The following is a 25,898-nucleotide window of genomic DNA, read 5'->3' on the forward strand; positions in this document are numbered from 1 at the left end:
GCCTCTGCCTCTGCGGGGACCTCTACATCTTCGAACGGCTCTTCTATCTCGTCGAGAAAATCTTCCGGTGCGGCTTCGGGTTCAAGAGATTCCAGTTCGATCTCCGGCTCAAGCTCAACTTCGGGTTCGACCGGCTTTTCGTGTTCAATCGGTTCTTCGTGTTCCGGAAGGTCGAAGTCGGTCAAGCCGTCGATATCGCTCTCCAGGTCACCGAGGTCAAGCTCCTCTTCGGAGGTTTCAAAGTCGCTGAGGTCGAGCTCTTCGATCTCGGGAAGATCGTCGAACTGATCGAGTTCAGTCTCGCTCTCGTCGGCGGATTCGGATTCGGGTTCTGCTTCCGGAAGTTCGATCTCGGCTTCTGAGGTTTCCGGCTCAGCCTCAGTCTCAACCTCTTCCAGGCTTATCTCTTCGGGCAGCTCTTCGACAGGCAGTTCCTCTGGAGATTCGCTGGAATCGGCGGAGACGGGAAGATCAGCGGCTTCTTCTTCAAGAGCTTCGAAGGGGCCCATTTCTTCGGTTACATCGGCGGTGTTGAGGATATTATCCAGTTCATCACCGGTGAGGGCTATGGTTTCATCTTCATCATCCTCAAAGAACCCAGCGACCTCATCCTTTTCTGCCTTTGCCGGAGTCTCTTCATCTTGCATTTCAGAAGGAGAGGGCGGTCCAACCTCTTCGTGTTCTTTTTTGCGAAGAACCGAAAGTTCTTTTCGGAGACTTGTAAGTTCATCTTTGATACTGAGTAGTTCTTGTTCTATTTTGGAAAGAACTGCGCCTTCCGCGAGAGGTGTCTCTTTTTCCCCTTTTATGTCTATCCCGAAATCATCTTCAAAGGCGCTTATATCATCGAATTCGGTGAGATCATCGATACTTTCATCATCTTCTTTTGTATCGGAGGTGGGTATTTCTATCTCCTCAAGTTCGGGAAGTTCTTCTCCGTAATCTTTCTGATCCAATTCGCCGATGTTCAATTCTTCGATTTCGGTCTCGAAATCCTCATCGATGAGTTTGAGGTCTGCTTCATCCGATTGCTGGGGCATTGTCTCTTCTGAGTCCGAAAGAATTGCTTCGGCTTCCATATCAAGCTGATCGAGATCAATATCTTCAATATCGCTATCAATTGCCTTGTTTGAAGATGATGCTGAATCAATTGTAAAGGTATCGTCATTTAAATCATCTATTTCATTGGTGAAAATTTCTTCATCGGCATCAAGCGTCTCATCGAAGTCGAGATCGAGGTCGAAGACCTCTTCATCGGATGATATGTTGTCGCTTGTCCCCCGTTCCCTCTCATCTCGTTCCTTATCAAGATCGCCTAAAAGGGCTTCTTCTTCGTCCGAGATATTTGATAGAGAAGTTTCCTGAGGGATGTCGAGGTCTTCGAGCTCGAAGTTTTCGTCTTCCGATTCTTCCAGAGGAATTTCTTCCGGGGCTGTCTTTACCCAAACACCGTACTGCTCAAGTTCGAGTTCGTCGTCGATGTTATCAAAATTGTTTTTTTGATCGCTTGCCATTGCTCGCTCCTGATTCCTATTCCACACTATTTCCTCTATCGGAAGAAAGCTGCGCTTACATAAACCTATTTTGAAGATTAACAGATCAAAAAGAAAATAACAATGTGAAAATGACCTCATAAGCATAACTCTACCTGCCGTTAATGTGTATATGAAGCGTGTATGGTCGTTTTTACTTGGCGTGTATGTGGCTGGGATGGCCTATGGTGGCTTGACTCTTATTTGGGGGCCAAAGGGGTATCTACAGTATCAGCATTTGCTTGCATATAAGGTTAAGTTGGAAGCAAATGTGAACCAGCTTGAGGATTATCATAGTGATTTGGCTCTACATGCAAAATCACTTGCATCTGATAGAAAGGCGGTAATGCTTGCAGCCAGAGAGTTGGGATATTATCAGGATGATGAAGGACGGATTGTTCTTGAAAATGGATATAAACCGACCTCCTCTGGTAGCTTTGCGGTAGGAGCCTTTATCAAGCCCTACGAGAGTGAACAATCCCCTGTTTTTGTTCTTAAGCTTGTTGCTATTTTTATGGGGGCTGTTGTTACATTGTTGACTTGGAATTTTTTTACTTCGGAAGGGAAAAAAAGATGACGCGGCGGATATCGAGGAATGATCCCAATCTTTTAGACGTCCTGACCGAAGTCCTGCTTCGGGGTGAACCGGTCATCATGCCCTGCGATACTATATATGGTATTGTCGGAATAGTGCCCGCAAGTGAAAAAAAAATCAGAGCTTTAAAGGACCGGTCGGAGACAAATCCATTTTTGCAGCTAATAAACTTTTCTCTGCTTCCCCGTGTGGTTCGAGGGGATGTTCCCGAGCGATTAATGCGATATTGGCCGGGAGCCCTGACCCTTATCCTCGATGCCGTTGGGGGCGGTACGGTAGGGGTGCGAATACCAGATGACGAGCTTCTTCAACATTGCATCGAAAGGGTTGGCATGCCATTATACTCAACAAGTGTAAACAAAAGTGGACAACCTAATATTAATGCTATTGAAGAGATTGTGGCATTATTTGGGAGTCGGGTGGAGTTGATTGTTGATGCGGGAATCATGGGGCAGGGACAGGCCTCTACGATCATTAATGCACGAAGTAAGCCCTATGTTCTTCTAAGACAGGGGGCGGTGCGTGTAGATGGTATAAAAAACCAGACAACCTAATAATTGTTGTCTGGTTTTCTTTTTTTCTGCTTTTGCTTATCTGGTGATTTTTCTTGCTTCCACGTAAAAACGCTTCTCATGGGCCTCTCCCATTGAAAAGGTTTTTCTGGGAAGTGCACCGTCGAGAATAACGGTTTTAAAGAAGTCTCCCTTATCCAGGGCGGGAAGAAGGATACCGCAGTTACCAGGTTTCCTTCCCAGTTTGATCGTTACATCTTCACCGTGTATGTAATCAACCGAGGTTCCCTTGTGTGCGAAAAGGTAGGAATCCATAACGGCTTGTACCGTACCCGCAGCAATGGTCGAATTCGAATCCTTTACCTCAATGACGCCGATTTGCTCTTCATCGACATAGCCAATTCGCTGAATTTCATCCTTGGTCTTAATGCTTTCCATGATAGCATCGACAGAGTCAAGTTCCTTGAAATTGACCGTCCCCACGCTCGAGAAGGCCTCAAGAAACTCTTTCGTATCTATAGCAAAGAGGACCCGATGAATCGGTTCGAAGATGAGGCCTTCATCATAGATGTTTTCCACTTCAACCAAAGCCCAGCGGGCCGGATGATTCATAATATCGGAATCAGAAGCCTTGTTTGCTTTTATCTCTTCCCAGACAGCCTTTGCCGTTGCTAAACTGTGGTTGCCGTCTCCCATAGCAAAGAGGAGAACATCTTTGCTTCCGTAGCGCTTTTCGAAGATCTTTGGATCGGCAAGCTTTGTTAGTGCAGCTGCGATGGATTCCATACGACTTTGATCGATTTTATATCCTGTAAGATGACCGCCATCTTTCATGAGATCGAAGTCGTAGATTTTCTGGAGGCGATCAAGTTGGGTAGTAAGCGGTTCGATAACGGTTTTATCGGGGTCGTCGATGAGAACCATGATATGCGGCAACTCGAGAGGTGCACCTATTCGGATTTTCTTTCTGGGGGGGATTCGTTCTATGATCGTTCCTTCCGTCGCACGTATCAGGGTTGTGGAATCTTTGGAATAGTCATACGCTTCAAGATCGAGAGCCACCATGAGTCCCCAGCGGCGGGGGCTGGTTCCTGTTTCCCGTTTGACTAGAAAAAAGGAGGGTTCATGTTCGGTAAGCACGCCGTCCGCAAGGTAGGCTTTCATAGCGTTCTGAATATTTTTGATTCGCTCCTGCGCATCGTTGTCTTCCAGGTAGCATTCAGGAAAAATCAGCTTAAAGGTCGACGGTACAGCGTCGGTTATATGGGCAACCTCTTCCCAATATTCCGGCTCGGACGTGTATTGGTCGCAGGCAACGACGGCCCATTTGGACATGTCGATGTCCGAATTCGGCATAACAATGGCAGGGGCGGCGACCCCCACTGCGGCAAGTTTGTCTTTGAAAGCCATGGCTTACTCCTTCATCAATTTACTGGCATATTATCTACGAAAAGGAAAAAAAACAAGCATAAAACTGTTGATTATGCCAGAGTAAGGAATTTGGATGTATGAAACGAGCTTTTTTATTTATTGGCGGCGAGGGACCGATCGGTGATACTCTTCCCGAATTCCCCACTTCTTCGGATATGGTGATTGCCGCCGACTCGGGAATTGACTTGGCCGTCGCTTACGATGTTAGTGTGGATTATGCCGTTGGTGATTTTGATTCTATAAAGAATAAATCTCTGCTTAATACGCTTGAAGATGGACATGTTATCATCTACGATCGAGATAAGGATCTGACCGACACGGAAATTGCCGTCTCCCATGCCCGGAATCTTGGCTGTGATGAATTGATCGTAATCGGCGGAGGCGGTGGGCGTGTCGATCATCTTCTCGCCCTTTTTGCCCTTTTCGATCGAGATTGGACTCCTAAAAGATGGTATGCCTCTTTTGGATCGGTCTTTTTGATAGAGAAAGAGAACTCTTTCTCTTTGCCTGTGGGGACCACGGTCAGTTGTTTTCCTGTCGGAGAGCAGGCGTGTTCCCCCTGGAGCCGTGGGCTCAAATGGGAACTTGATACCTTATTTTGGCAGAGGGGCAGTTTCGGTATAAGTAACGAGGTCAAAGAATCCTGTTTCCAAATAGGGGTCCACAGCGGTAGAATGATTTTCATTATTCCTGTTGATGAATAATGATGAAGGGAGAAAAGCTTGGCAGGTCAAGTGGGGAAAGATGGAGATCGGCGTTCTGTCTTTTTTGAGTTAAGCAGATCGCTTTCTTCGACCGAAAGAGATGAGCTTCTCAATTCGATCAATAAAAGCTTGAAGATGAACACTCCAAGGGGCAGTGAGCCTCCCTCTTCGTCGGATACTGATGAGCTGAATCTTCGCTTGATGCAGGAGTTCAAGCGGATCTCGCTTTGGGAACGCTTCATGCTTTGGCTGAAAAAGCATCTGACAGGGAAGGGGTACGAGGCCCTTATGCTGGAGATGAAGCTTGATCGACTAAAGCGCACCATTCGAAAGAATAATCAAAGCCTTACGGGTTTTGAAACCAGGGACCTCAAGCCGGGCTTCGCCCAGGAGCTTTGGCCCCTTTACGAAGATTCTTTACTGCTCTATTCCTGTTTCGATAAGCTGTTCGGTAAAAGTGGTCTGTTCCGTGATGTTATGATTTCGCTTTTTCAGAATGAATTAAAAGAGTCGATCAAATCTCCTGAGCAGGTATATTCCAGAGAAGAGATGATTGAGGTGTTTCGCCGGGAAGGAAGCGATGAGGCTGTCAGACGAAAAGGGGCCGAGCTTCTCGATGAAGAACTTGAGCAGGTAATAGATAAACAGCTGCTCAAGAGGCTGGAATCAGCCGTTGCTCCCATCCTCGCCGCCGACAGGCTTGTAAGATTTCCCTTTAAGCGTATGTTCGGGGCCTTCGGGGTTGTCGGCGTAGATCCTATGGATATGTATCAGGCGACCGGCAATATTCCCACCTTCCGTAATGCTACCGCCGTTACCATGCTTGACCAGCTTGAACAACTTTTTCATGGTCTCTACCTCTTGTCGATTACGGTGGAAAGCGATCCCCTGACGCTTAATGTTGCCGATATCGTTCTGTCTGTTTGTAGAAAGCGTAGTGCACGGGAAGAAGAGAGCGAGGCCTTTCTTTCACATTTCAAGCATCTGGTGGAAACCACAGAAAGCTTTCTGGATGCCTCTTCTCTCCCCGAGCTGATCCGCTTTTTTCGACGTGATCCCTACTACAAGATACGTATCGTTCAGGAAAAAATGGACCTCAAGGCCTTTTTTCGTACGACACGGAAAATCATCATGCGGGAATATATTGAGGAAGAGCTCCCCGGAGTTCGTGATGAAGCAACGGATCGCAATATTCGGGAAATTTTTGCAGAAGGCGACGTAGAACGCTTGAAGAATTATCGTACCTATCAATCAATTGCCTACGATGAATTGGCCCTGCCCATGTTTTTGTTTCAGCGATCTCTCGCTCTTTTATATGCCTTTTGCACAAAGAACTATCGCAATGATATCCAGGAAACGGTTCAGATCCTTGACAGGGGGCTCTATGCTCTCAATCGTGTTGAACGTGATCGTTTATTGATGCATGCAAGTGCAATCGAGGATGTCGAAGAGGAAATACGCAAGCTTGATCATTCCCTTTCCAGCGAGGAAAGTGATGGGAAACTCTTCCAGCGCCTTCGGTTTTCCATGGGAGGGGATCAGGGTCAGTCCCGGATGTTTCGGTCCCTGGTCCAGCAGAAGGATAGCGAAGCGGCCTCCATTGTTCGTAGGGGATGTGAGGCCGTGGATGGTTTGAAGCGGATATTCGAGGACACGCTGAAGATCAGAAATGAATCGGGAACACAGGCCCTTAATCAGCACTATTTTGTCAAGGGAACTCCGGTAGCCTTACGATCGATTGTCGATCGCAATATTGCCACCCTGCGGCGTTTCTCCTTTGTTATGCAGCAGATCAAGCGAATGGAGTCGTAAGCCCGGAAAGTGCTTTTTTTAGCCGTTCACAACTTACCTCTGGGCTTTCCACAAGAACCCTCTTTCCTGCCAGTAAATCGGCAATTCCCGTTTCTCTTGGATAACGGGGAATGATGTGACGATGGATGTGGTCGATGGATGCTCCGGCCGTAAGCCCCATGTTATAGCCGATATTATAACCGGATGGGGCGTAAACTGCATCCAGAAGGTTTAGGCAGCTTCTTGTAATCCTATCCAGTTTTGCTTCCTGCTCACCTGTAAGTTCCCTGATGTCGGTAAGATGTCTTCGGGGAAAGATAAAAAGGTGGCCGGGATTGTATGGATAAAGATTTACACTAACCAGGAAATCTTCATCTTCCCAGATGCAAAGATTGACAACGTCGTCACGTTTTTCGACGATTGAGCAGAGGATGCAGCCTGGATATTTTTCTCCTTTAACGTATTTCATTTTTTCAAAATTAAAAAAGTATTCCATGTTTTTTATTCACTCGTCCGGAGTTTCCGAGAGAAGGTCTTCAATCGAGATAAGATTTGGATCTTCCGCCCGGCTGAGTACCAGCTTGAGCAAGCCTGGATAGGTGCTCAAGAGCCTGCCATACTCCTCGAGAACAGCGAGACGCTCCTTACGCGATACACTCCATAGGCGTTCTTTTGAAAGGGCCTCTCGTTCCGCCGCCTCGGTGGTGGATAGCCGGTCGAAATAGAGCTTCTTTGCCATTTCATAGAGTTCCTTGTCGGGGAAGTGCCATGAAAGGATGGATATATTGGAGAATTCAAGTTCGGGGAAGGATGAGGAAAGATCTTCGTCAATGCCTATCCGATCGGGGTGCTGTGCAAGATAAGCAGATGCCGCATCGAGCACTTTGGCCTCTCTCGCTGTATACCAATCATTTAGGGTTTCCTGTGTCAGCCCCTCGTCTTTGACAAGATGAGGAAGCTCTTCAGGCCGTATCCGATAGGAAAGAGAGAGTTTAATGGTATAGTCGAAGGAGACCTCGTCGGGAAGAATCCCCGCATAGAGTTTTCCGGAAGGAAGCGTTCCCGATGATTCGATACTCCTATTTCGAGGCGTAAGATCGAAGAGGTGAAGCTTCATGTTTCCGGGTATGAGTCGTTCCGCTTCCCAGTAGAAAACCCCCGGTTTATATACGTTAGGGGCATAGCCGCTGGTCTTGGTAAAGAGAACGGCATAGTGGTTTTCGGGAATCAGATTTTGGATCCAACCGAAATAGAACACAACTCCGCCGAGTATAAGCAGGAGAATAAAAACAACAAGGATTTTTTTCATGTGAAAGCTCCTTCGTCAAACATCAAGGGTATTTGCATAAGCTGGGTGACGACCGCATCGGGCCGAATCGTACGGCATTCCGGGACTTCTCGTCGTAACCTGAGACTTCGCTTATCTCCGGCAAACAATATCGTTTTGCAGCCGCACTGCGATGCGGCAAGGATATCATTTCTTATATCGTTACCGACATACACTACCTCTTCGGGACGAATATGGTACACATCTTCAAGCTTTTCCAAGACCGGACGAAACATATTCGCCGATGGCTTTGCAACATGATGTTCGTATGAGTAGAAAAGAAGTTCAGAGGCGAATCCGAGATCGGTTTCGTCACCGCCGAAGAGCGCCTTGAAAGAGAGCGGGGTATAAAATTGCGCATTAGAGACAATCCCCATCGGCATAGGACGGCGTGTGAGAGTATCAAAGAGATCCAGTGCTCCGGGCATCGGCCATATCTTGTTTGTCGAAAGTTCATAACGGAGGGCCACAATAGAAAATGATGCCTCGTCGGCAGCCCCTTTGAGTCTGCCTTCCTCCTTGAGCCTGTCGATTACACGTTCCCATATACGGCGGATATCTACTTCTGGGACATCGATCCCGGCCAACCTCCGCGTGTTGTGTTCGCGTAAAATTTCTTCGAGATACACTTCGAAGACTCTTTCCGGAGTTTTGTCACCGGAGAGCAGAAAACCGCTATTGATCAGTGCCTCTGCCGCAGCCATGGCCCGCCGGGCCTTATCGCCGTCGGTATCTGATGCCTGAGAGATATCTCCACTGGCACTAATAAAAAGGGTACCGTAGATATCAAAGAGGCAAGCCCTGATCCCGGTCATTTGTGTTAACATCGGCCGAAGATCCGTTGATATTGGCTCGAGAGGAGAAAGTTGTTCTCGTATAATGGAAATCAGTACATCACGAAACACAAGCACATTGTACGATGGAACTTGTTTCATTCGCAACTGCAATTGTGCTACTATTAGCCTATGAAGAGCATCTCCGGAAAGAAACCTTTAGGCCTCTCTCAGTCACTGATAAGGTTAATCGACTCCTTCAGGATATGGCTTTTCCATTTGATACTTATATTTCTTTTCTTTTTCGTGGCTGGTTCGATTCAGGAGCTTTCCGACGACAATCTCTTTCTTTTACTCGAGTGTATTCGCATTGCCGCCTATTTTTATATCGTCTTTACCCTGATCTATCAGGGTATGCTCTTTTTTGTGAGACCCTGCCGATTTCTTTCACGGATTCGCTCTCTATTCGGGTTGCTTATCGTTCTGCTTGTCTATGTTGGCGAAAGCTATCTCCTGGCCTGGTTTGGCGGAATTTGAGTATGAAAGGGGTGGCTGTTCGAAATCCCTCGGAAATTGCACGATTGCGCCTTGCTTCGAGAATCGTGGGAGAGATTCTCAGCGCTTTGGAGCCCATTATGGTCCCGGGCATAAGTACGGGAAAGATTTCGCTCTTCTGTGAGAAGCATTTGAGACGCCTAAACGCTCAATCGGCTTCTTCCCTGCTTGGTTTTCCAGGAACGGTCTGTACGTCGGTAAATGCAGTCGCCGTACACGGCATTCCTGGTGATCGAATTTTACAGGGGGGGGATATCGTGACAGTCGACCTTTCTCTTGAAATCGGCGGCTGGTTTGGTGATGGGGCCGTCACCTTCGGCATTGGAAAGGTATCTCCTGAGGTCGGGCGTCTTTTGCGGGTTGCAAAAAAGGCAACTATCGCTGGAATAACCGCGACACGTCCCGGGCTAGATAGTCTTGAGATTGGAAGGGCCGTGGAACGCTATGTCGATGCAATGGGCATGTCCGTCATTGCCGACTGTCTGGGCCATGGTATCGGCCGTAGCCTTCACGAACCTCCCGTTATCCCCTTTTGCAGCTATAAAGGAAAGGGCTTCCGTCTTGAAGAAGGGATGGTATTTACGATTGAACCAGTGGTCACTCTTGCCGCCTCTGGTTTGGTAGAAGCGGGAGACGGCTGGAGCAAGCTCACCTCCACAGGCCTTCCTGCTGCTCAGTGGGAGCATACCGTTCTCGTGACCCGAAGCGGTTGCGAAGTCTTGACGGTAGGGTAACAGCCTTTTCCTTTACGATTTTTGTTTGACTTATGTTAGGATAGGGTCGATACCATCCTTGCGGTCTCCGATTCCGGACAGTAGCTAATTGTTACACTTTGTTACCTTGCCGAAATATTCTGGAAACGGTACGGCACTACCATATAACCATCTACCACATATAAGGAAATTGATGGAGGTTTATATGGCACAAAAAAAATCTCATGGGATCGTATTCCTGTTGGCTACTTTATGCTTGTTGGCTACCCTTAGCGGCTGTGCGGGAGTGAGAACATCCAGAATCGAACGCTTCCAGACCAAGAGGGATGATCGCATTGTTTCCAAGATTTCGACCGAGCTTGATTTAACTGCTTCGCAAGAAGAACTTTTGGAAGAGGTACGTAGTAATATCGAACAGCTGGTTCAGACTACAACGATTCTGAGTCCGGAAGAGAAGGAATATCTGAGGGACGCTATAGCTTCCGAAGAACTGGAGATTGATAGCCTTCTGCAGATACGAAAGATTCATGAGGCCGACATTGCCCGTCTGCACGAAGAAATTTTCGGAGAAATAAAACGCTTTCATGCGGCTCTTAGCCAGGGGCAGAGAGACAAACTTGCGGATATGCTTGTCGAACGAATGAAATGATATACAATGAGGATGCATAGATAAAACTTGCGTGGGGGCCATAGTGGAAGAGCGAGTTCTCCTTCTCGACGACGACCAGAAAATGAATTCGCTGCTCATTCGCTATCTTGAACAGTTTGGTTTTCGGGTAACTGCGTTTACCCATCCAAAAGAAGCGTTGATGGCCCTTAAAAGTCAGCATTTCGATATCGCAATTCTTGACGTTATGCTTCCTGATATGGACGGCTTTGCTGTTTGCAAGAGAATCAGGAAAGAGTGGGACCTCCCGGTTGTTATGCTGACGGCACGAGGGGAACTTTCCGATAAGGTTCTTGGTCTGGAACTCGGAAGTGATGATTATATGGCCAAGCCCTTTGAGCCTCGTGAACTGGTTGCCCGCATGCGTGCCATTTTACGTCGAAAGCGTTTTGCCGCAAACGGCAGGGGATCATCGGTAATTCTACGGGTAGGGTCTGTTACCCTGAATCGTGATACCTATAGTGCTAGCCTTTCAGGACGTCCTTTGAGGCTTACCGGGGCCGAGTTTCGTCTTCTCGATATCTTTCTGTCGGCTCCCGGTCAGATATTCTCCCGCGATATCCTTATGGACAGGATGAAAGGAGGAGAGCCGGGCCCCTTCGATCGTTCCATCGACATTCTAGTCAGTCGCCTGCGTGCAAGGCTTGACGATGATCCTGCCGATCCTCGTTTTATCAAGACCATCCGTGGGGCCGGTTATCTTTTCATGGAAAATGGTTCATGAATCTGATTCACTCATTTCGCGGCAAACTCTATCTGACGATTCTGTTTTCCGCTCTTTTGATGATGTTTTCCATTCTCCTCTTTTTTGGGGTTCAATATCGTTTTCAGGCAAAAGCCGATAACGCTTCGGCGCTTGTTTCCTTTTATCGCCGCAATATTGCCGATATGGGTGCGCGACCCAATAAAGAAATGGGAATGGCTCTTTCTAAGCGTTTGGGTATCGATATCATTTTTTTTGCTGATGATGGCTATCAATGGGAGAGCACTGCTGATCAAGAAGTGATTCGCTTTGCGGAAATAACCATGCACAATAGGAAAGGGGATAATAGAGGCCTTTTCAAGGGAAAACTGTATGTGGGGTTGAAGGACACCCGTGGATACTTTTTCTTTTATGGCAATCTTTTGTTTAATCTGGAGAGACTTCGCATCTTTCTCGGAATCTTACTCATAGTAGGGCTTTTTTCCTACCTAATCGTTTTTCTGCTTCTTAGAATATTTCTTTTTCCGCTTAAGGAACTTGAACAAGGAGTTGGCGCTCTTAAGAGCGGTGACCTTTCGTATAGAATCAGAGTCATTGGAGAAGATGAAATTGGTGAATTGTCCGCAGCATTTAATCACATGGCCGACCAAATTCAGAAGATGCTTTCCGATAAAGAACAGCTGTTGTTGGATGTCAGCCATGAGTTGAAAACGCCTATCGCACGTATGAAAGTCGGGCTCGAATTTCTAAAAGACGAAGAACTTCGTAACAGCTTTCGTGACGACCTCGATGAGTTGGATATTAAGGTTAAAGAACTACTCAACACGGCACGATTGGATACCCCTTATGGAACACCTCAAAAAAAGCGAGTCGATATTGTTAATTTTTTAGAAACCATAGTCGCGGGATTTCCAAAAGAGAGCCCGGGTATTCTATTCCGTCCAGGTGATCAGCCGCCGCTCTTCGCGGCAATCGATCCCGATCTTTTTCAAACAGCCTGTACAAATATTCTGGAAAATGCACTTCGCTACTCGTCCTCCGCTTCTTCTCCCGTTGAAGTTTCATGCCGAAAAAGGCGAGAAGAAATCATCATTGAATTCCTCGACCATGGCCCCGGTATACCCGAGAACGATATAGATCGGGTTTTTGAACCCTTTTATCGTGTCGATTCATCCAGGGATAAGCGGACAGGCGGCTTTGGCTTAGGCCTTTATCTTGTCAGAAAAATCGTTATTGCACACGACGGGTTTGTCGAACTGGAAAGTGGGGTGGGTAAGGGGACGCTGGTTCGCATTAGGATATCGCAGATAAGTCGTTGATAAGCGAACTTGACAAAGAGGAGGAAATTCTCTAAAGGGAGATATCAGAAACATCGGTACGGAGGATGCCTTGTCTATCCAAAGAAAAATCATTGTGGATTACATAAAGGCAGGATCTTTGGCAATTTTGACAGGTTCGATTTATGCCGTTGCCATCAAATTTCGCATTGTCCTCCTTCTTCTCTGTATGCCCGATATGCAAGTCGCATCGCCGGAACCGGAAAACGAACGGCTTCTCCTTGTTTTGTTTGGTGCCATTCTTGCAGGCATTGGTAAATCATTAGCGTTCATGAATAGAGGCTCAACCGGTGACGAGGATATCGCAAGTGTTTATGTTTCGGAGAAGTTGAGAAAACCAGTTGGTAAGATCAGTATTATCGCTGGCAGTATCTCTACTGTGTATGGAGTGGTTCTCAACTATATAAAGGTCCAGGACCCAGCGATCGTCGTAAATACACTATACAAAAAGCAATGGGATACTATTGCTATAAAGCCGAAGAGAGGATAGCGTGTAAGCTATTGAGAAAGAGGCTTTTGTCATGAAGATAGTACTTTTCATTTTACTTGTATTTGTTATAACTACATCTTTTTCCTGTAGTGTCTTCAAGGAAGAAGATGATGATTCGAACATACTATTAATGTCTATGGGGAAAGTATCGCCGGAAAGAGGCTCTGTTTCTGTACCTCAGATTTCATCTGCCGCGTCATCCGATACAGCAGAGAAAAGAATACAGTTTTTTTGATGACGCTCTTGTGCCTGCTAAAAAGGAAAGGAACAGAGGCATAGTTTGCTACACCGAAAGAAATATTATCTCATAGCAATGTTTTTCCTTGTTTTTGTATCTCTTTATGGATTTAGTGAGGCGAGGGATCCTTCTTATATTGGGGATTATGAACAGCGAGTGACCTTATATGGAAAGATGTATCAGAATCTACTCGAACTATCAATCGAGGGAAATGATGATCTTTCTTACAATGCCAACAATCCAGCTGGCTTAGGCGTTGGAATTTCTTGCAGGGATTATCGTCTCAGTTTGGAGTTTTGCCATGATATTGGCGTTACAGCGGACAAAGAATATCCAAAGACCCAAATTTTTGACTTGCAAGTTCATAAATATACCGATCATTTTATTTTTGATATTCTCTTTCAGCAGTACAAAGGTTTTTATCGGGACGATGGAACAACTCTCTTCACCTATCCAGGCCTTTCCCTATTTTTAACGGGGGTAACGGGACAGTATGTTTTTAATTCCAAATACTTTTCGAGTCGTGCAGCATATGCATTGACCGAAAAGCAGTTAAAATCTGCCGGAACGTTTCTATTAGGCTCCAGCTTCTATTATTATTCAGTAAATACAGATGAAATTCATGATGATATCCTCCATTCCGTACAAGGCTTCCAGTGTGGCGTGAATGCCGGCTATGCCTATAACTGGGTTGTGAGAAAAAAGTGGTTGATTAATCTGTCGTTATCAATCGGGGTCGATATAAATAATAGCAGTATTGATACATTTTTTGATCACAATCTTAGAATAGCACCTCTCGTTTTACCCAAGTTTTCATGCTCGTATAATAAGGAGTCATGGTCTTTGGGAATGGTTTTTATAGCAAATACAATTACCGCGATTATGGAAGAGGATGCAGATCTCGAGCTCGATAGTGGCAGGTTAAACGTGGTTTTCCTGAAACGGCTATAGCTGGGCCCCTATTATGCCCTTTTTGTTTTGTTTTTCTTCAAAAAATATGATACTATTTTGATAAGGTATTTGCTTGTTGTTTGCTGTTTGTCGCCTTAGTAAGCAATGGATCGCAATAAGGAGTAACGATTTGGCTGCTATATCACGAATTTACGTTATAGGATCCGGTTCCATGGGAATGCCTCTTGCGGCGTTTTTATCCGCAAATAACATACAGGTGACTGCAGTCCGCACGAGTGTAGAGGGGATCCCGCCGACTAACGAGAGTGTCACAGTCGAATTATCGGCCGGAAAATCCCTTCAGGCGAACGTCAAAATGGTTTCATTATCTGAGATCGAAAGCGTTGATGAAGGATTTCTTCTCCTCACTGCGAAGGCCACAGCAAATAGCAGTATCGCTGATTCATTGAAAACAAAATTTTCAAAGCTCCCAATAGTCGTGATGCAAAACGGAATTGGCGTAGAACAAGCATATATCGATGCAGGTTTTCCGAAAATTTATCGTTGTGTACTATATGCAACTGGCCAAACCATTCAAAAATATCATTACCGATTTCGCGAAGTTTCAGAGTCTCCGATAGGTATCGTAAAGGGGGATACTGGGGAAGCACAGGCTATTATCGATCAAATCTCAACACCGACTTTTCGCTTTCGCTACGTCGAAAGCATTGACAGAGAGGCTTGGAAAAAGGCAATTATAAATGCGGCTTTTAATTCGATCTGCCCACTAATTAATGTTGATAACGGTATTTTCCACCGAGATGAGCACGTCGCAATGATTGCCGAAGCAATCATCGACGAAGCGAGCTCGGTTGCTGCAAAAATCGGAATTCGATTTAAGGAAAGAGAATTGTTCGATCAATTACTGCTCATCAGCCAGCGTTCCGATGGACAACTCATTTCAACACTTCAGGATATTAACAATGGGCGGGAGACAGAAATAGAGTTCCTAAATCTGGCGATTGCACGAATCGGAAATGAAATGTCTCCTCCGATCGACGCACGAGTCACACGTATTTTAGGAGAGATGATTTTAGCAAAATCTAAAAGTACTATTTGAAAGGTATGTCATGAAAAAAATGACATGCAGGCAAAAAAGCAAGTATTTTGCCTGCAACATGACATCTGTATCACCAGGATTCTGAACACTATAAAACTTTTACATATATTACAAAGCGCTTCATATTTCCTTCATCTTTCACAATTAACCTTTTCTTAATTGATTTCAACAAGGAGAAATGCCTATGTCAATTCCAATTAAGAAAAAAAGGCTGGTAAAGTTGTCACTTGAGACAGGTTTGATGTTTTTTACACTTATCGTTCTGATAGTAAGTTGTTCGCATACCGAACGATCCTGACCGGTCGTCCTGGAGGGTGGTCCCGGTGGTGGACCATAAGGAGTTTCTTATGAAGGAGTAATATTCAGTGGAATGAATGCTATTATGTTTTGAAAGAGGCTTGTATGACATTTTAAATCCTGTTTTCACGTTATAGTTGCGCTGGAGCGCTACGAATTTCGGCTTATATAAACCCCCTTTTAAAATTATCTTTGCCAGCTGTGAATCCACATCAGTCATATATCCAACCAATTGACCTTTTAATGCACTGACGGACAAGGAATCATGCACGGATTGGCAAGACAGTCCAATTTTGAAAATCCTATAATGAGCTATCTATAATTTTAAGGAGGATCATAAATTGGTTCGTAAAAATTATCTGTTTTTTTTAATAATTCCACTGCTTGTTATTATAGGATGCAAGAATCCCACTGGAAATGATACGGACACAGCCGAGTCATTATGGTATAAAGTAAGTGCAGCCAACGGAAGCACCGAAGATATGTTTGGATTCTCCGTGGATATCGAGGGAGACTATGCGGTAGTAGGGGCTAGGGGATATGACCATTACGCCGGAACGGCCTATGTATTCCATAAAACCGGTCCAAACAGCTGGGACAATGGAACCCAGCTGGAGTTTACGGGGTTTGACAATGGCTTCGGCTGGTCGGTCTCCATCAGCGGTGATTATGTCTTGGTGGGTTGCCGATATGGCAATCACAATATAGGCGAGGCCTATATATATCAAAGGACTGGTACAAACAGCTGGGGCAACAGACAGGTTCTTAATCCAAGTGATGCTACGTCAAAAATCAACTTTGGGCTTTCTGTCTCTCTGGACGGAGACTATGCCGCCATTGGCACATACACTGGTGAATCCGTCTATGTGTATAAGAAAGGGAGCAATGGATGGAGCAATCCCAGTGAAACAATCCTGAAATCAACCAAATCGAGAGCTGAGAAATTTGGTTACTCAATTTCTCTTGATGGAGATACTCTTGCTATAGGTGCTTATGAGAACGATCTCGTAGGAGCGTATGTATATGAAAGGTATGGGGACAATGCCTGGGGAAATATATATGTTATAGCTGTCCCCGAGAAAAGCAATAATCGTGATTTCGGTATAAGTGTTGCTGTGGACGATGGGTATCTGATCGTTGGGGACACCGCCTTTGGCGACCAGGGCCAGGGAGCGGCATTCGTATACGAACGGTCCAGCGGCGGTAACATCTGGGAAAAACCTGCTAAGCTGACCGCCCCGGACGGTGCGCCCGGTGATAATTTCGGAACTGTGGCCATCAGCGGCGACACCATTCTGGTGGGAGCTGAAAACGCAGTCATCGGTGGCAATAGTTCTCAGGGAGCTGTCTATAGGTACAGTAGAACCGGAAGCAACACTTGGGATTTTGCCAAAAAACTCGCAGACAGCAACGGATCGGAAAAGGATTATTACTACAAAGCCGCACTGGATAACACAGCTCTGATCATTGGAGCATGGGGTGCAGAGAACTACAAAGGGTCAGCTTCCATCTATCGATATAAGTAATATGCAATGATTGGTAAACCCGGGTTCGGCGATAAAAGAAATCAAGGAGTAAGAAATGTAAAGGATAGTAGTCTATTTAGGGATTATAATGCTTGCCTTGGTAATGACGCATGCCCTTAATCCAGTTAATGATAAGCCGGATACCGGAGACGAGTCTGTCGTAAATTCGACGAATTATAAAGCCGAAGGTGTGTCGTTTACTTCATGTGCCTGGCGGGGCCTGACCTTTCCCATCGGCGTTAATGACGATGGCAGAGCCACCGTTTCTCACACCTTCCAAATCGCAGATACTGAGACAAGCTATGAATTGTGGGAAAAGGTGTACCAGTGGGCGACAAGCGGAAGCGGAGGGGCCCCAGGAGACGGACAGTACTTTTTTGCCAACGTCGGGACTCAGGGGGACGGCAGCCCTGAAGATACAAAAAAGCATCCGGTAACCATGATAAACTGGCGGGACAGTATCGTTTGGTGTAATGCTCTTACCGAATGGTATAATGCTAACGCTGGAACAGACTATGACTGTGTGTACACCTATTCAAATACGATTATCCGTGATTCCAGAGACAGCAACGCCGCAGCCTGCGATGGAGTTGCAGCAAGCTCCACAGCCAACGGTTTCAGGCTTCTGACTTCCGATGCATATGAGTGCGCGGCACGCTATCGGGACGGTACACGCTGGACTTACGGAGACCATGCGAGCGGTGATGATTCCGGTGCCTGTTATGATGATGGAGATATTCTTGGAGGACAGGAACTCTCTGAGGTCTTTGGCAATTATGCCTGGTATTCTCGTAATTGAGTTATTAACAACAAGTATAGTTCTCACGCAGTGGCAACGGCAGGAAACAAGGGCGGGGAGGTCCGGAGTGGAAATGCCCAATGCCCTGGGGCTTTATGATATTATGATATGAGCGGTAATGTGTGGGAGTATTGCTTTGAACGAGGCAAAAGAAATATAGCTATCGAATACCTCGGGGCGGCAGCTGGAATTTCCCAAGTAGAAGCTTGTAAATCGGCGATTTGTCGGAAACCGCCCTATACTACGAGAATAATGAGATGGGCTTCCGTTTTGCAAGAACAGCAAACTGATGATCTCTTAGGCTTCAGCCGTTCTCTATTCGAAGGGAGGATAGATAACGGCTGGGGCTGACGTTAAATAGCTCTTTAAAGCACCGGGAAAAATGTGCAGGATCATTGAAGCCCCACCGCAGGGCTATATCGGTTATTGTCCGGTTTGTGTTCCGGCTTTTGATGATTTCCTGTCGGCAGCGCTCCAGGCGCTGCTGACGAATCATCCGTGAAACGGAAGTCTCGGTAGAAGAAAAGAGCTGGTGAAGAGAACGAAGGCTGAGCCCGAAGGTCTCTGCGATTTTTCCGGGATTTAAATCAGGATCATCCAGATTTTTTTCGATATAGGAGGCTATCTGATTAAACAGTTCCGATCTATAAGCCTGAGGGGGCATCGGATTTAGGCGGAGAAGCCAGGTTGTCAGGAGTTCCAGAGTAGTATCAGTAATTACCGAAGCCGTGTTTCGATCGAGGACATCCATACGGCTGCTTAAAGTCATCAGATTTGAATGAATAAACGGTCCAAGTCCTTCCCTCCCGTTGAATACCTTCCCCACCATTTGGGTTACCTGGGGAAAAAGCTCTTCCAAAAATACTTTCTCTACGAATAAAGTGTTTTTCGCAATTTCAGTAAATGAATGGAAAGAGAGGGCTTCGCTAGTATCCCAGAGATAGATATCACTATCAGAAACCCTTTGATGTATCCCCCGCCGGGTGATGATCTCCTTACCCTTCTGTACTGTAAGGATACCATAATAAGCGGAATTTCCTTTTATTGCCTGAGATGACGACCGGCTGCCGCTGCAGGGAGAGTAACAGCGGCAGCTGCTCAACATAAAACGTCCGAGACCTCGCATGCGGAGATCAGCATCGATCTCATCATTGCCCTCATTGAGGTTCCAACCCATATGGGACAGGTTAACGGCTTCATACCAAGCATCAAATCGCTGTCTTTTTGAGATCTCTTTAGTAATTAAAGTTATTTGTTCATCAAACATATATTCCAGCTATAATATACTGCAGTTACAGAGAAAAACAAAACTTTTACACTGATCTTCCTGAACATTTGATATGTAATCCGCTTCTATTAAAATTGGGCAATCCATACCTTCGGGATTATCATAGGGCAATAAAAAAAGACGGGTGAACTCTCATATAATTATCCTGACAACTCGGAATAGTCAATTGTCGAAAATACAGCACCGTCACCCAATAAGCTTAGGGCACTACTCAAGGAAAAAGCCTTAACAGGTTCGCAGGCGGCTAAAATTGCAGGTGTTAACCCCCGCACAATTAGAAAGTGGGTAGGGGGAGAGAGGTATACCAACAGTCGCTTGGCGATTGCTGCTTTTAGCCAAGGAGAACACGCAATAACTTTTCGTTATTACAATTCTGAAGAAAGCCGTTCCATATGATCCGTTTTTCACCCGTCCCATGGGAGAGGCCTATCTCCTAAGTTACTTTGCCGAGGCTCTATGCCCCGACTTTGCTTGTCAAAAAATTTTTCTGAGCTTCCGCAATTTGCCGTAAATGCTCCGGCAAAAATAATCGGTCATCTCCTGCGAGTCGTGTCCGGTGAATTTCCGTATCACATCGTCAGATACTCCGTTATGACGTAGCAGGGTATTGAGAAATCGCCGAGCTGAATGAAAAGTTATATTCCTTTCGTCTCGCTCTATCCCCATCTCGTCCATTCTCTTGTACATCCACTCTCTCAGCTCTGGCATATTTGGGATTTCCCTCACACCTTTATCTTCCACCGGCATTCGCTTTTTAAGCTTGCTATGGTACTGCTTTGAGATTTGGAGATAAGAGAGCATAACTGTTTTATCTCCCCGGACAATCTCAGAGTCAATAACATCATCGGCGAAAAGTCCACATACTTCGCCGATTCGCAAGCCCGCCATAAAAGCTACTTTCATCGCTGTATAGTAGATTCGATCTTTGTCGCTTGATATTCCCGAGTCTTCGAGAAGTTTTTCCACTTCATCTATACTCAAGGCTCCGTATCTATTTTTGTCGACCGATAAAGGCTTGACCATCCTCCATAGAGCAGGGCAGATATTGAGCCTATTCTGCTTACACTGGATGTATCATAGATCTAAATACTTAATATATCAACATTTAGCCATGGAGGTGGCGGGAATCGAACCCGCGTCCTACCGGGCAACCCACAAGTATCTACAAGCTTAGTTTTGTCTTAACTTTCGGCAGACATACGGTGACAAAACAAACCACAGCCGACCTGAGACTGCTAAAATGTCCCCTTTAGGCCGCAGCCGAACAAAAAGGGTAAGTCCCACTTTCTTACAAGCTACCGTATCCCTAAGGACATCGTGATACGGGCCCGTAGCCGACTTACGCGGCTAATGCGTAATCTGCGTCGTTGGCAGTTATACAGTTTGCCCTGGATTAAGGAGGAGAAGGGCACCTCCGCTTGCAACCGGTGAGTGTACATCCGACAGTCGAAACCGGAACACCCCCCTATAACCTGTTTGAAAATACACCGCTTTACCGGGAAAATCAAGTGGCGGGAAAAAAGAATTGCCCTTCCTTAGACTTTTGCATACGTTATAACTGGTATGAACGCTATCAAAGACGGTAACTTTGCGGAGTGTGAGCTTGTCATCAATCCAAGTCGTTATCCGCAATATGCAAAGCTTTTACGGAAAATTTTGCGGCATTCGAATTTTGCACGAATCATAGAAAGCGAAAGTCGGGACCATTTCATACGCTGCATCCGGGAATTCAGGCAGGGAGACAGACGCTATCTCCTGGTTTGGGGAGGCGACGGTACCGCACACGACACCATAAATACCCTCGTCGACCGGAGTGAACAACTGTGCAGCGATAATGCGCCTCGCAACGATGCCCAGGCCTTCGGTTTTTTACGGGGAGGCAGCGGTAACGGTATACAGGACTCCTATGAGGTGCCCTTCCGACTCAAACACCAGCTCATGACCTACGCCGAGAGTGTGGCAAATGATTATGTCGAACCGGTGGACCTTTTATCGGTGACCAGCTTTGAATCCGGACAAGAACATGTTGAATATGGGCAATTGGTAGGATTAGGCTTCGATGCAAAAGTCCTTGAATATCGCAATCAAAAAATTCGGCGAAGCGGTAAACAAGCGGGCCACCCTCGTCCGGGCTTGTTGAACTATTTCAGGGCGGCTTTACAAACTTTCGGGGAAGGTTTTGACGAACGCCCGTTGAACATTATGCTCTCGGATGGAAAATATGCCTTCCGCGGGTACCGGGTCAATGCGGAATTTCCGTTCGATCACTTGGAACGAAAAACGCCGGTTCCCATGTTGGAGGTGGGGACCCGGCCCTATTACGGAAAGCTCTTCAAGGTCTGTCCCGACGTCGTCTGCAACGACGGAAAAATCGATCTTTATCTATTTAATTTTCAGGACCACCTTTCAATCGTAAAAAACAGCATTCTCCTCTGGAAGGGCGAACACGATAAAATCAACAAGAAATTAATAAAAAAAGGCAAACCCGTAATAGAACGCTATGAAGTTTCATCTGTGCTCATTCGTGGCTCCTATCCATTCCGCTACCACATCGACGGAGAACTAAAAAATGCAGGCCCGGATCCGACAGGAGATGGCTATTCAATCAAGGTGACGGTCTGTCCAAAAGCGATGCGCTTCCTGGTTCCCGGAACCTTTTATAGGAAGTTTCATCCGGACTTTTCCGAATAACATGAACGTTGCGCAGGCCCAAAAGGCTATCTGTCCCGAATATCCCGATCAGCGTCCCGGCGGAGGTCTCTCTGCTTTATAGCATCCCGTTTGTCGTGTAGCTTTTTACCCTTCCCCAGGCCCATTTCCACTTTTACCCGGCCATGTTTCAGATAAAATCGTAAAGGCACCAAGGTAAAGCCCTTTTCGTCCACTTTCCGACGCAGCTTCTCGATTTCTCGTTTATGGGCAAGTAGACGCCTGTTACGATCGGGGTCATGGTTGTAGATATTTCCGAAGGCGTAGGGGCTAATATGAAGACCGCAGAGGTGAAATTGTCCCCTTTCTATCTTTCCGTAGGCATCGGTAAAGGAGAATTTTCCGGTGCGAAGCGACTTAACCTCGGTTCCTCTAAGCTCTATACCACATTCAAGCGTCTCCTCGATTGTGTAGAGAAATCGAGCCTTTCGATTGTTTGCCAGCTGCTTTATGCTGTTATCGTCCATGTGTTCCTTTTTCTCCGTTACTGCCCCGTAGGTTTCGCCGCAATGACCGGACGAAATCCGAGAAAGGGGGTACACCATTGCGGTTCCTGACTAGCCTTTTCATATATAGAAACGAGATCGCTTCGATTGGCCCAGCTACCGCCTCTCACAACACGCTCGGCCCCCTTCCAGCCCTTCGGAAGATCAAGTGTTACTCCCGACGCCTGGTAGAGCCGGTCGAGGGGAAGATACCAGTTGGCTGTCCACTCCCAAAGATTGCCTTCAAGATCCGCGATCCCCAATTTCCCCTGTCGCTCAAAACGTGCAGGTAGAACCTGCGCTTCCGTATCGGCAAATACGGCCCTCGGGGTTCCGTTTCGCAAAGCGGCAAGTTCCCATTCCGTCTCACTGGGGAGTCGAACCTCCCAGCTATCACGCATGGAAGCGGGAAGTGTATCTTCCAGCCATTGACAAAATGCCTGGGCGGCAAACCAGCTTACCCCCGAAAGGGGGGTATCATCGGGCAGATCGGAGAATCTTCCTCTCGCAGCCCAGTCCGAAAGGTACTCCTCGTCCACCGCTCCTGAGGCCATAAGATTATCACGCTTCTCCGGTGTCCATTCGGGATGCTCACGCAAAAAGGCACGATAGTCTCCAACGGTGACCTCTCGTGCGGCCATGTAAAAGCCAGATACCGAAGCCTTGATGGGAAGGCTATCACGAGCGGCCCGATCAAAGGGAAGGGTGGGACCGGTCATCGAGGGATCACCTGCCATGAAGCTTCCTCCGGAGACAGACGCGAAACGGATTCCGCCGAGGTTCAGGCTTGAAGGTTCGGGCCGAGGTTCATCACGAAGGATTGTTCCTCCGGCGCGCTTCATGTCGGAATAATTCACCCTCACGGCCTCAGGTTTTTCCGCCTTTCCGAAGGAAAGTTCCAGCAGTCCAGGATCAACTCCCGTAGCTTCGGCCGCCTCTTTTATTAAGACAGAAAGGCCTTCACGTTCTGAAGCAAATTCGATTCCATCATGTTTTTTCAGAAGGATAAAGGCGTAATAAAAATCATGGAGTATCGTTTCATTGCTAATATTGGGTGTGAGCTTGTATAACATATCATACAAGTCCTCGGTCGAGAACGTACCGATTTTTACCATATCGGAAAAAACAGGGGTAATGAGCGGAGGGGCCTGGTAATTTTCGCGATAGGTGTCGATAAGGGCGTAGCCTGAAAGCTGGGAGAAAAGATCGGCAAAAACTTCATCGCTGTCAACTACGCGATATTGTATCTCATAGTGTGATTTTTTCGGGGCAAAAAGAGAAGCAAAGAGCCGGCCTCCGGTTATCAAGTCCTGTTCGTCAAACTGATATCCCTTCTTTTTCAAGATCAGGCTATGCGATCCTTTCTTGATGAAATCCGTAAGGGGAGTAGCACCTATATAACGGCCATCCAGCAAAACCGCGGCACCAGGAGGGAGCGAATCAATGGTAACCTTTTCACCGGGATTTTTTATACCGGGAAGGAGGAGCAGTACAAAGAGTAGTGCGATTACAACCAACGCGTAGATCACCGAAAGATATACACCAGGACGGATCCCGAATACCTTTGGCAGTTTTACTTCCACCGGCTTCTCATCCGGCCCTTTTTCACCTTTCATGGCACAAGAGTATCTGTCGACTGTGAGCTTGTCAACGATGCTCTGTTGTGGTAGGTTGCTGTTTATGGAACGATGGATCGATTCGGTTGAACGCACGACGGAACGTTATTTGACCTGGAGAAAACGAAGGCATCTTGCACGACAGGCCAAACAGGCAAAAAAAAATGTTATAGTCGACTGGATCGAGGCCTTTTTATGGGCCGCCATGGTTGTCTTGTTGATTAACCAGTATCTTTTTCAGGCCTATCAAATCCCCTCCGGTTCAATGATCGATACCTTGTTGATCAAAGATCGTATCTTTGTCAATAAGCTTATTTATGGACCGGAATTAGTTCCCGGGACCGCTAAGCTTTCCAGTCCTATTAAACCGAAGCGAAACGAAGTTATTATTTTCGAAAACCCCAGTTACCTTTCCAAGGGTAGTGTATTCGATGTTTTTCAACGTATCATTTATATGTTGACATTTTCTCTTGTCGATATCGATAGCGATCCCAGCGGTGCACCTCGTCCTCATTTTCTCATCAAACGTGCCGTTGGCGTCGAGGGGGATCGCATCACCGTTGACCGCGGAGAGGTGTACATAAAACCGAAAGGTTTATCTTCTTACCTTCCGGAGAAAGAGTTTCGCACGCTTGCCGGTTATGACGATCCCACCCGTAGAATGATTGCAGCCGATGACTACCCGGCGATCGAAGCCTCCGCCATGCAGGAAGCCTACGGTCTTATCGGCTTGGCGGCTCCTGCTTCACTCTCGCAGCGGGTGGATGGCGGCCCTGCTACCACCACCGATATGTTCCAGCAGATGAAAGCTCGCCTAAGGGTTCTCTACCAGGCTTATCCCGGGGAATCCCGCTATGGAGAAGCCTGGAGGCAGCAGGAAACCGGATGGTATATTCCAAAGGGGTGGATTTTCCCCATGGGTGATAATCGTGACAACTCAAGGGATGCCCGCTATTTTGGGCCTGTATCGTTGAAAAAAGTGTTGGGTCGGGCAATGTTCAAGTATTGGCCCTTGGGAAGGATCGGAGCCATTCGGTGATCGGAATGAGTAAACGTTCTGCTGCTTTGCGTTATTACCGAAGTTATCGTCCGGAAAGTAAACTTCGAAAAGCGATCAGACGTATCATTCGTTTTCTTCTTCTCCTTTTTATTGCGAAAATAATCCTCACGTCGTTTTTACTTTCTTCGTATGTTGTACGGACAGAGGCCATGGAGCCCTCATTGAAAAAAGGAGAACGAGTACTTGCCACGCCCCTTTTATATGGTGGTTTTATTCCCTTTACGTCAATGCGTTTCCCTGAACTTCGGCTACCGAACTACGGTGAAATGGTGCTTTATCAGACACCTGTTTCGGAAACCAATCCATGGTGGATCAATATTATCTCGGAGCTATGGTTTTTTATAACGGGAGAACAGAGTCACAGACTGCCTTTCTCGGAAGATCCCGTCGATGCCCGACTTGCCATTGGACGAATCATTGCCAGGCCTGGCGATACGGTAAAAATTGATCATGGTATCATCATGGTAAAAAAGAAAGGTGAAAGCAATTTTTTTGAAGAACATACGGCAATTCGAAAAGAATATCGGACACAACATCAGCTTCTTCCCGAAGGCTGGGATCGGAACTTACCGTTCTCCAATGAAATGGATGCTCGTACACTGGGTGATGAGGATTTTTTCATTGTAAATGACAATCGAACGATTTTTTCCGACAGCAGATTGTGGGGGGTACAAAAGGCTCCCCTGATTCAGGCAAAGGTGCTGTTTTCATATTGGCCGCGCTTCTCCCTTCATTAAAG

26 protein-coding genes and 1 other RNA gene are annotated in these 25,898 nt (G+C 46.5%); 17 read left to right on the forward strand and 10 right to left on the reverse strand.

The features are described 5' to 3' along the window. A partial coding sequence (locus F459_RS0115175; protein WP_020613571.1) for a hypothetical protein occupies window positions 1–1,514 on the reverse strand: 1,514 nt, incomplete at its 3' end. A gap of 151 nt (window positions 1,515–1,665) precedes the next feature. Between F459_RS0115175 and F459_RS0115180 the strand changes: the two genes are divergently transcribed. Further along, window positions 1,666–2,109 (forward strand): septum formation initiator family protein, encoded by a 444-nt coding sequence (locus F459_RS0115180; RefSeq protein WP_070415630.1) that lies wholly within the window; start codon window positions 1,666–1,668, stop codon window positions 2,107–2,109. Next, the gene (locus tag F459_RS0115185; protein ID WP_020613573.1) at window positions 2,106–2,681 is read left to right on the forward strand and encodes an L-threonylcarbamoyladenylate synthase; all 576 of its coding nucleotides are present in this window, start codon (window positions 2,106–2,108) and stop codon (window positions 2,679–2,681) included. Before F459_RS0115180 ends, F459_RS0115185 begins: the two co-directional genes overlap by 4 nt. 36 nt (window positions 2,682–2,717) lie before the next feature. On the opposite strand, the gene F459_RS0115190 is transcribed toward F459_RS0115185, so the two are convergent. Then, window positions 2,718–4,049, reverse strand: a complete 1,332-nt coding sequence (locus tag F459_RS0115190; protein ID WP_020613574.1) for a DUF1015 domain-containing protein — start codon at window positions 4,047–4,049, stop codon at window positions 2,718–2,720. Between the two features lie 98 nt (window positions 4,050–4,147). Here F459_RS0115190 and F459_RS0115195 point away from each other — a divergent pair, with 98 nt between their 5' ends. Both F459_RS0115195 and F459_RS0115200 read left to right on the forward strand, forming a co-directional pair. Continuing rightward, window positions 4,148–4,774: a thiamine diphosphokinase gene (locus tag F459_RS0115195; RefSeq protein WP_020613575.1), complete on the forward strand. Its 627-nt coding sequence runs from the start codon at window positions 4,148–4,150 to the stop codon at window positions 4,772–4,774. Between the two features lie 18 nt (window positions 4,775–4,792). Beyond that, window positions 4,793–6,586 (forward strand): DUF5312 family protein, encoded by a 1,794-nt coding sequence (locus F459_RS0115200; protein WP_020613576.1) that lies wholly within the window; start codon window positions 4,793–4,795, stop codon window positions 6,584–6,586. On the opposite strand, the gene F459_RS0115205 is transcribed toward F459_RS0115200, so the two are convergent. Genes F459_RS0115205 through F459_RS0115215 form a run of 3 tightly spaced genes read right to left on the reverse strand, consistent with a single transcriptional unit; the run spans window position 6,567 to window position 8,827 of the window. Further along, window positions 6,567–7,034, reverse strand: coding sequence for an HIT family protein (locus F459_RS0115205; protein ID WP_245540191.1), 468 nt, complete (start codon window positions 7,032–7,034; stop codon window positions 6,567–6,569). The genes F459_RS0115200 and F459_RS0115205 overlap by 20 nt on opposite strands. Before the next feature lie 36 nt (window positions 7,035–7,070). Continuing rightward, on the reverse strand, window positions 7,071–7,874 hold the full coding sequence (locus F459_RS0115210; protein WP_020613578.1) for an SPFH domain-containing protein: 804 nt from the start codon (window positions 7,872–7,874) through the stop codon (window positions 7,071–7,073). Next, on the reverse strand, window positions 7,871–8,827 hold the full coding sequence (locus tag F459_RS0115215) for an HAD family hydrolase (RefSeq protein ID WP_020613579.1): 957 nt from the start codon (window positions 8,825–8,827) through the stop codon (window positions 7,871–7,873). Before F459_RS0115215 ends, F459_RS0115210 begins: the two co-directional genes overlap by 4 nt. Window positions 8,828–8,971: 144 nt before the next feature. On the opposite strand from F459_RS0115215, the gene F459_RS0115220 reads away from it, so the two are divergent. The 10 genes from F459_RS0115220 (at window position 8,972) to F459_RS23275 (ending at window position 18,001) form a co-directional block, all read left to right on the forward strand. After that, window positions 8,972–9,202 (forward strand): hypothetical protein, encoded by a 231-nt coding sequence (locus F459_RS0115220; protein WP_245540192.1) that lies wholly within the window; start codon window positions 8,972–8,974, stop codon window positions 9,200–9,202. A gap of 2 nt (window positions 9,203–9,204) precedes the next feature. Further along, on the forward strand, window positions 9,205–9,954 hold the full coding sequence (gene map, locus F459_RS0115225; protein ID WP_020613581.1) for a type I methionyl aminopeptidase: 750 nt from the start codon (window positions 9,205–9,207) through the stop codon (window positions 9,952–9,954). Between the two features lie 184 nt (window positions 9,955–10,138). Beyond that, window positions 10,139–10,582: a hypothetical protein gene (locus F459_RS0115230; protein ID WP_154651704.1), complete on the forward strand. Its 444-nt coding sequence runs from the start codon at window positions 10,139–10,141 to the stop codon at window positions 10,580–10,582. 43 nt (window positions 10,583–10,625) lie between these two features. After that, entirely contained in the window at window positions 10,626–11,324 is a 699-nt protein-coding gene (locus F459_RS0115235) for a response regulator transcription factor (RefSeq protein WP_020613583.1), read from the forward strand. Next, window positions 11,321–12,622, forward strand: coding sequence for a sensor histidine kinase (locus F459_RS0115240; protein ID WP_020613584.1), 1,302 nt, complete (start codon window positions 11,321–11,323; stop codon window positions 12,620–12,622). The genes F459_RS0115235 and F459_RS0115240 overlap by 4 nt, the downstream gene beginning before the upstream one ends. Before the next feature lie 70 nt (window positions 12,623–12,692). Next, entirely contained in the window at window positions 12,693–13,130 is a 438-nt protein-coding gene (locus tag F459_RS22435) for a YitT family protein (RefSeq protein WP_020613585.1), read from the forward strand. A 313-nt stretch (window positions 13,131–13,443) separates the two neighbouring features. Further along, entirely contained in the window at window positions 13,444–14,319 is an 876-nt protein-coding gene (locus F459_RS23270; protein WP_020613586.1) for a DUF4421 family protein, read from the forward strand. Between the two features lie 130 nt (window positions 14,320–14,449). Continuing rightward, window positions 14,450–15,379: a ketopantoate reductase family protein gene (locus F459_RS0115255; protein ID WP_020613587.1), complete on the forward strand. Its 930-nt coding sequence runs from the start codon at window positions 14,450–14,452 to the stop codon at window positions 15,377–15,379. 638 nt (window positions 15,380–16,017) lie between these two features. Continuing rightward, window positions 16,018–17,202 (forward strand): hypothetical protein, encoded by a 1,185-nt coding sequence (locus F459_RS0115260; protein ID WP_020613588.1) that lies wholly within the window; start codon window positions 16,018–16,020, stop codon window positions 17,200–17,202. Window positions 17,203–17,305: 103 nt separating this feature from the next. Further along, the gene (locus F459_RS23275; protein ID WP_169517956.1) at window positions 17,306–18,001 is read left to right on the forward strand and encodes an SUMF1/EgtB/PvdO family nonheme iron enzyme; all 696 of its coding nucleotides are present in this window, start codon (window positions 17,306–17,308) and stop codon (window positions 17,999–18,001) included. A gap of 304 nt (window positions 18,002–18,305) precedes the next feature. On the opposite strand, the gene F459_RS23280 is transcribed toward F459_RS23275, so the two are convergent. The 3 genes from F459_RS23280 to ssrA form a co-directional block, all read right to left on the reverse strand. Further along, entirely contained in the window at window positions 18,306–19,268 is a 963-nt protein-coding gene (locus F459_RS23280; protein WP_020613590.1) for a helix-turn-helix domain-containing protein, read from the reverse strand. Between the two features lie 495 nt (window positions 19,269–19,763). Continuing rightward, the gene (locus F459_RS0115275; RefSeq protein ID WP_020613591.1) at window positions 19,764–20,312 is read right to left on the reverse strand and encodes a tyrosine-type recombinase/integrase; all 549 of its coding nucleotides are present in this window, start codon (window positions 20,310–20,312) and stop codon (window positions 19,764–19,766) included. Window positions 20,313–20,398: 86 nt separating this feature from the next. Further along, window positions 20,399–20,754: a transfer-messenger RNA gene (ssrA, locus tag F459_RS23475) on the reverse strand. Window positions 20,755–20,852: 98 nt separating this feature from the next. On the opposite strand from ssrA, the gene F459_RS0115280 reads away from it, so the two are divergent. After that, window positions 20,853–21,980 carry a diacylglycerol/lipid kinase family protein gene (locus F459_RS0115280; RefSeq protein WP_020613592.1) on the forward strand — a complete coding sequence of 376 codons (1,128 nt, stop codon included), beginning with the start codon at window positions 20,853–20,855 and terminating at the stop codon, window positions 21,978–21,980. Between the two features lie 26 nt (window positions 21,981–22,006). On the opposite strand, the gene smpB is transcribed toward F459_RS0115280, so the two are convergent. Together smpB and F459_RS0115290 are read right to left on the reverse strand one after the other, a co-directional pair. Continuing rightward, a complete protein-coding gene (gene smpB, locus F459_RS0115285; RefSeq protein ID WP_020613593.1) occupies window positions 22,007–22,465 on the reverse strand; it encodes an SsrA-binding protein SmpB in 459 nt (152 codons plus the stop codon). Between the two features lie 17 nt (window positions 22,466–22,482). Continuing rightward, window positions 22,483–24,099: an SUMF1/EgtB/PvdO family nonheme iron enzyme gene (locus tag F459_RS0115290; RefSeq protein WP_020613594.1), complete on the reverse strand. Its 1,617-nt coding sequence runs from the start codon at window positions 24,097–24,099 to the stop codon at window positions 22,483–22,485. Window positions 24,100–24,163: 64 nt separating this feature from the next. Between F459_RS0115290 and lepB (F459_RS0115295) the strand changes: the two genes are divergently transcribed. Together lepB (F459_RS0115295) and lepB (F459_RS0115300) are read left to right on the forward strand one after the other, a co-directional pair. Further along, window positions 24,164–25,138, forward strand: coding sequence for a signal peptidase I (gene lepB / locus F459_RS0115295; protein ID WP_020613595.1), 975 nt, complete (start codon window positions 24,164–24,166; stop codon window positions 25,136–25,138). Window positions 25,139–25,143: 5 nt separating this feature from the next. Beyond that, window positions 25,144–25,896 carry a signal peptidase I gene (gene lepB, locus F459_RS0115300; RefSeq protein ID WP_245540193.1) on the forward strand — a complete coding sequence of 251 codons (753 nt, stop codon included), beginning with the start codon at window positions 25,144–25,146 and terminating at the stop codon, window positions 25,894–25,896. The last annotated feature ends 2 nt before the right edge of the window (window positions 25,897–25,898 follow it).

Source organism: Sediminispirochaeta bajacaliforniensis DSM 16054 (assembly GCF_000378205.1).
Lineage (GTDB): Bacteria > Spirochaetota > Spirochaetia > DSM-16054 > Sediminispirochaetaceae > Sediminispirochaeta > Sediminispirochaeta bajacaliforniensis.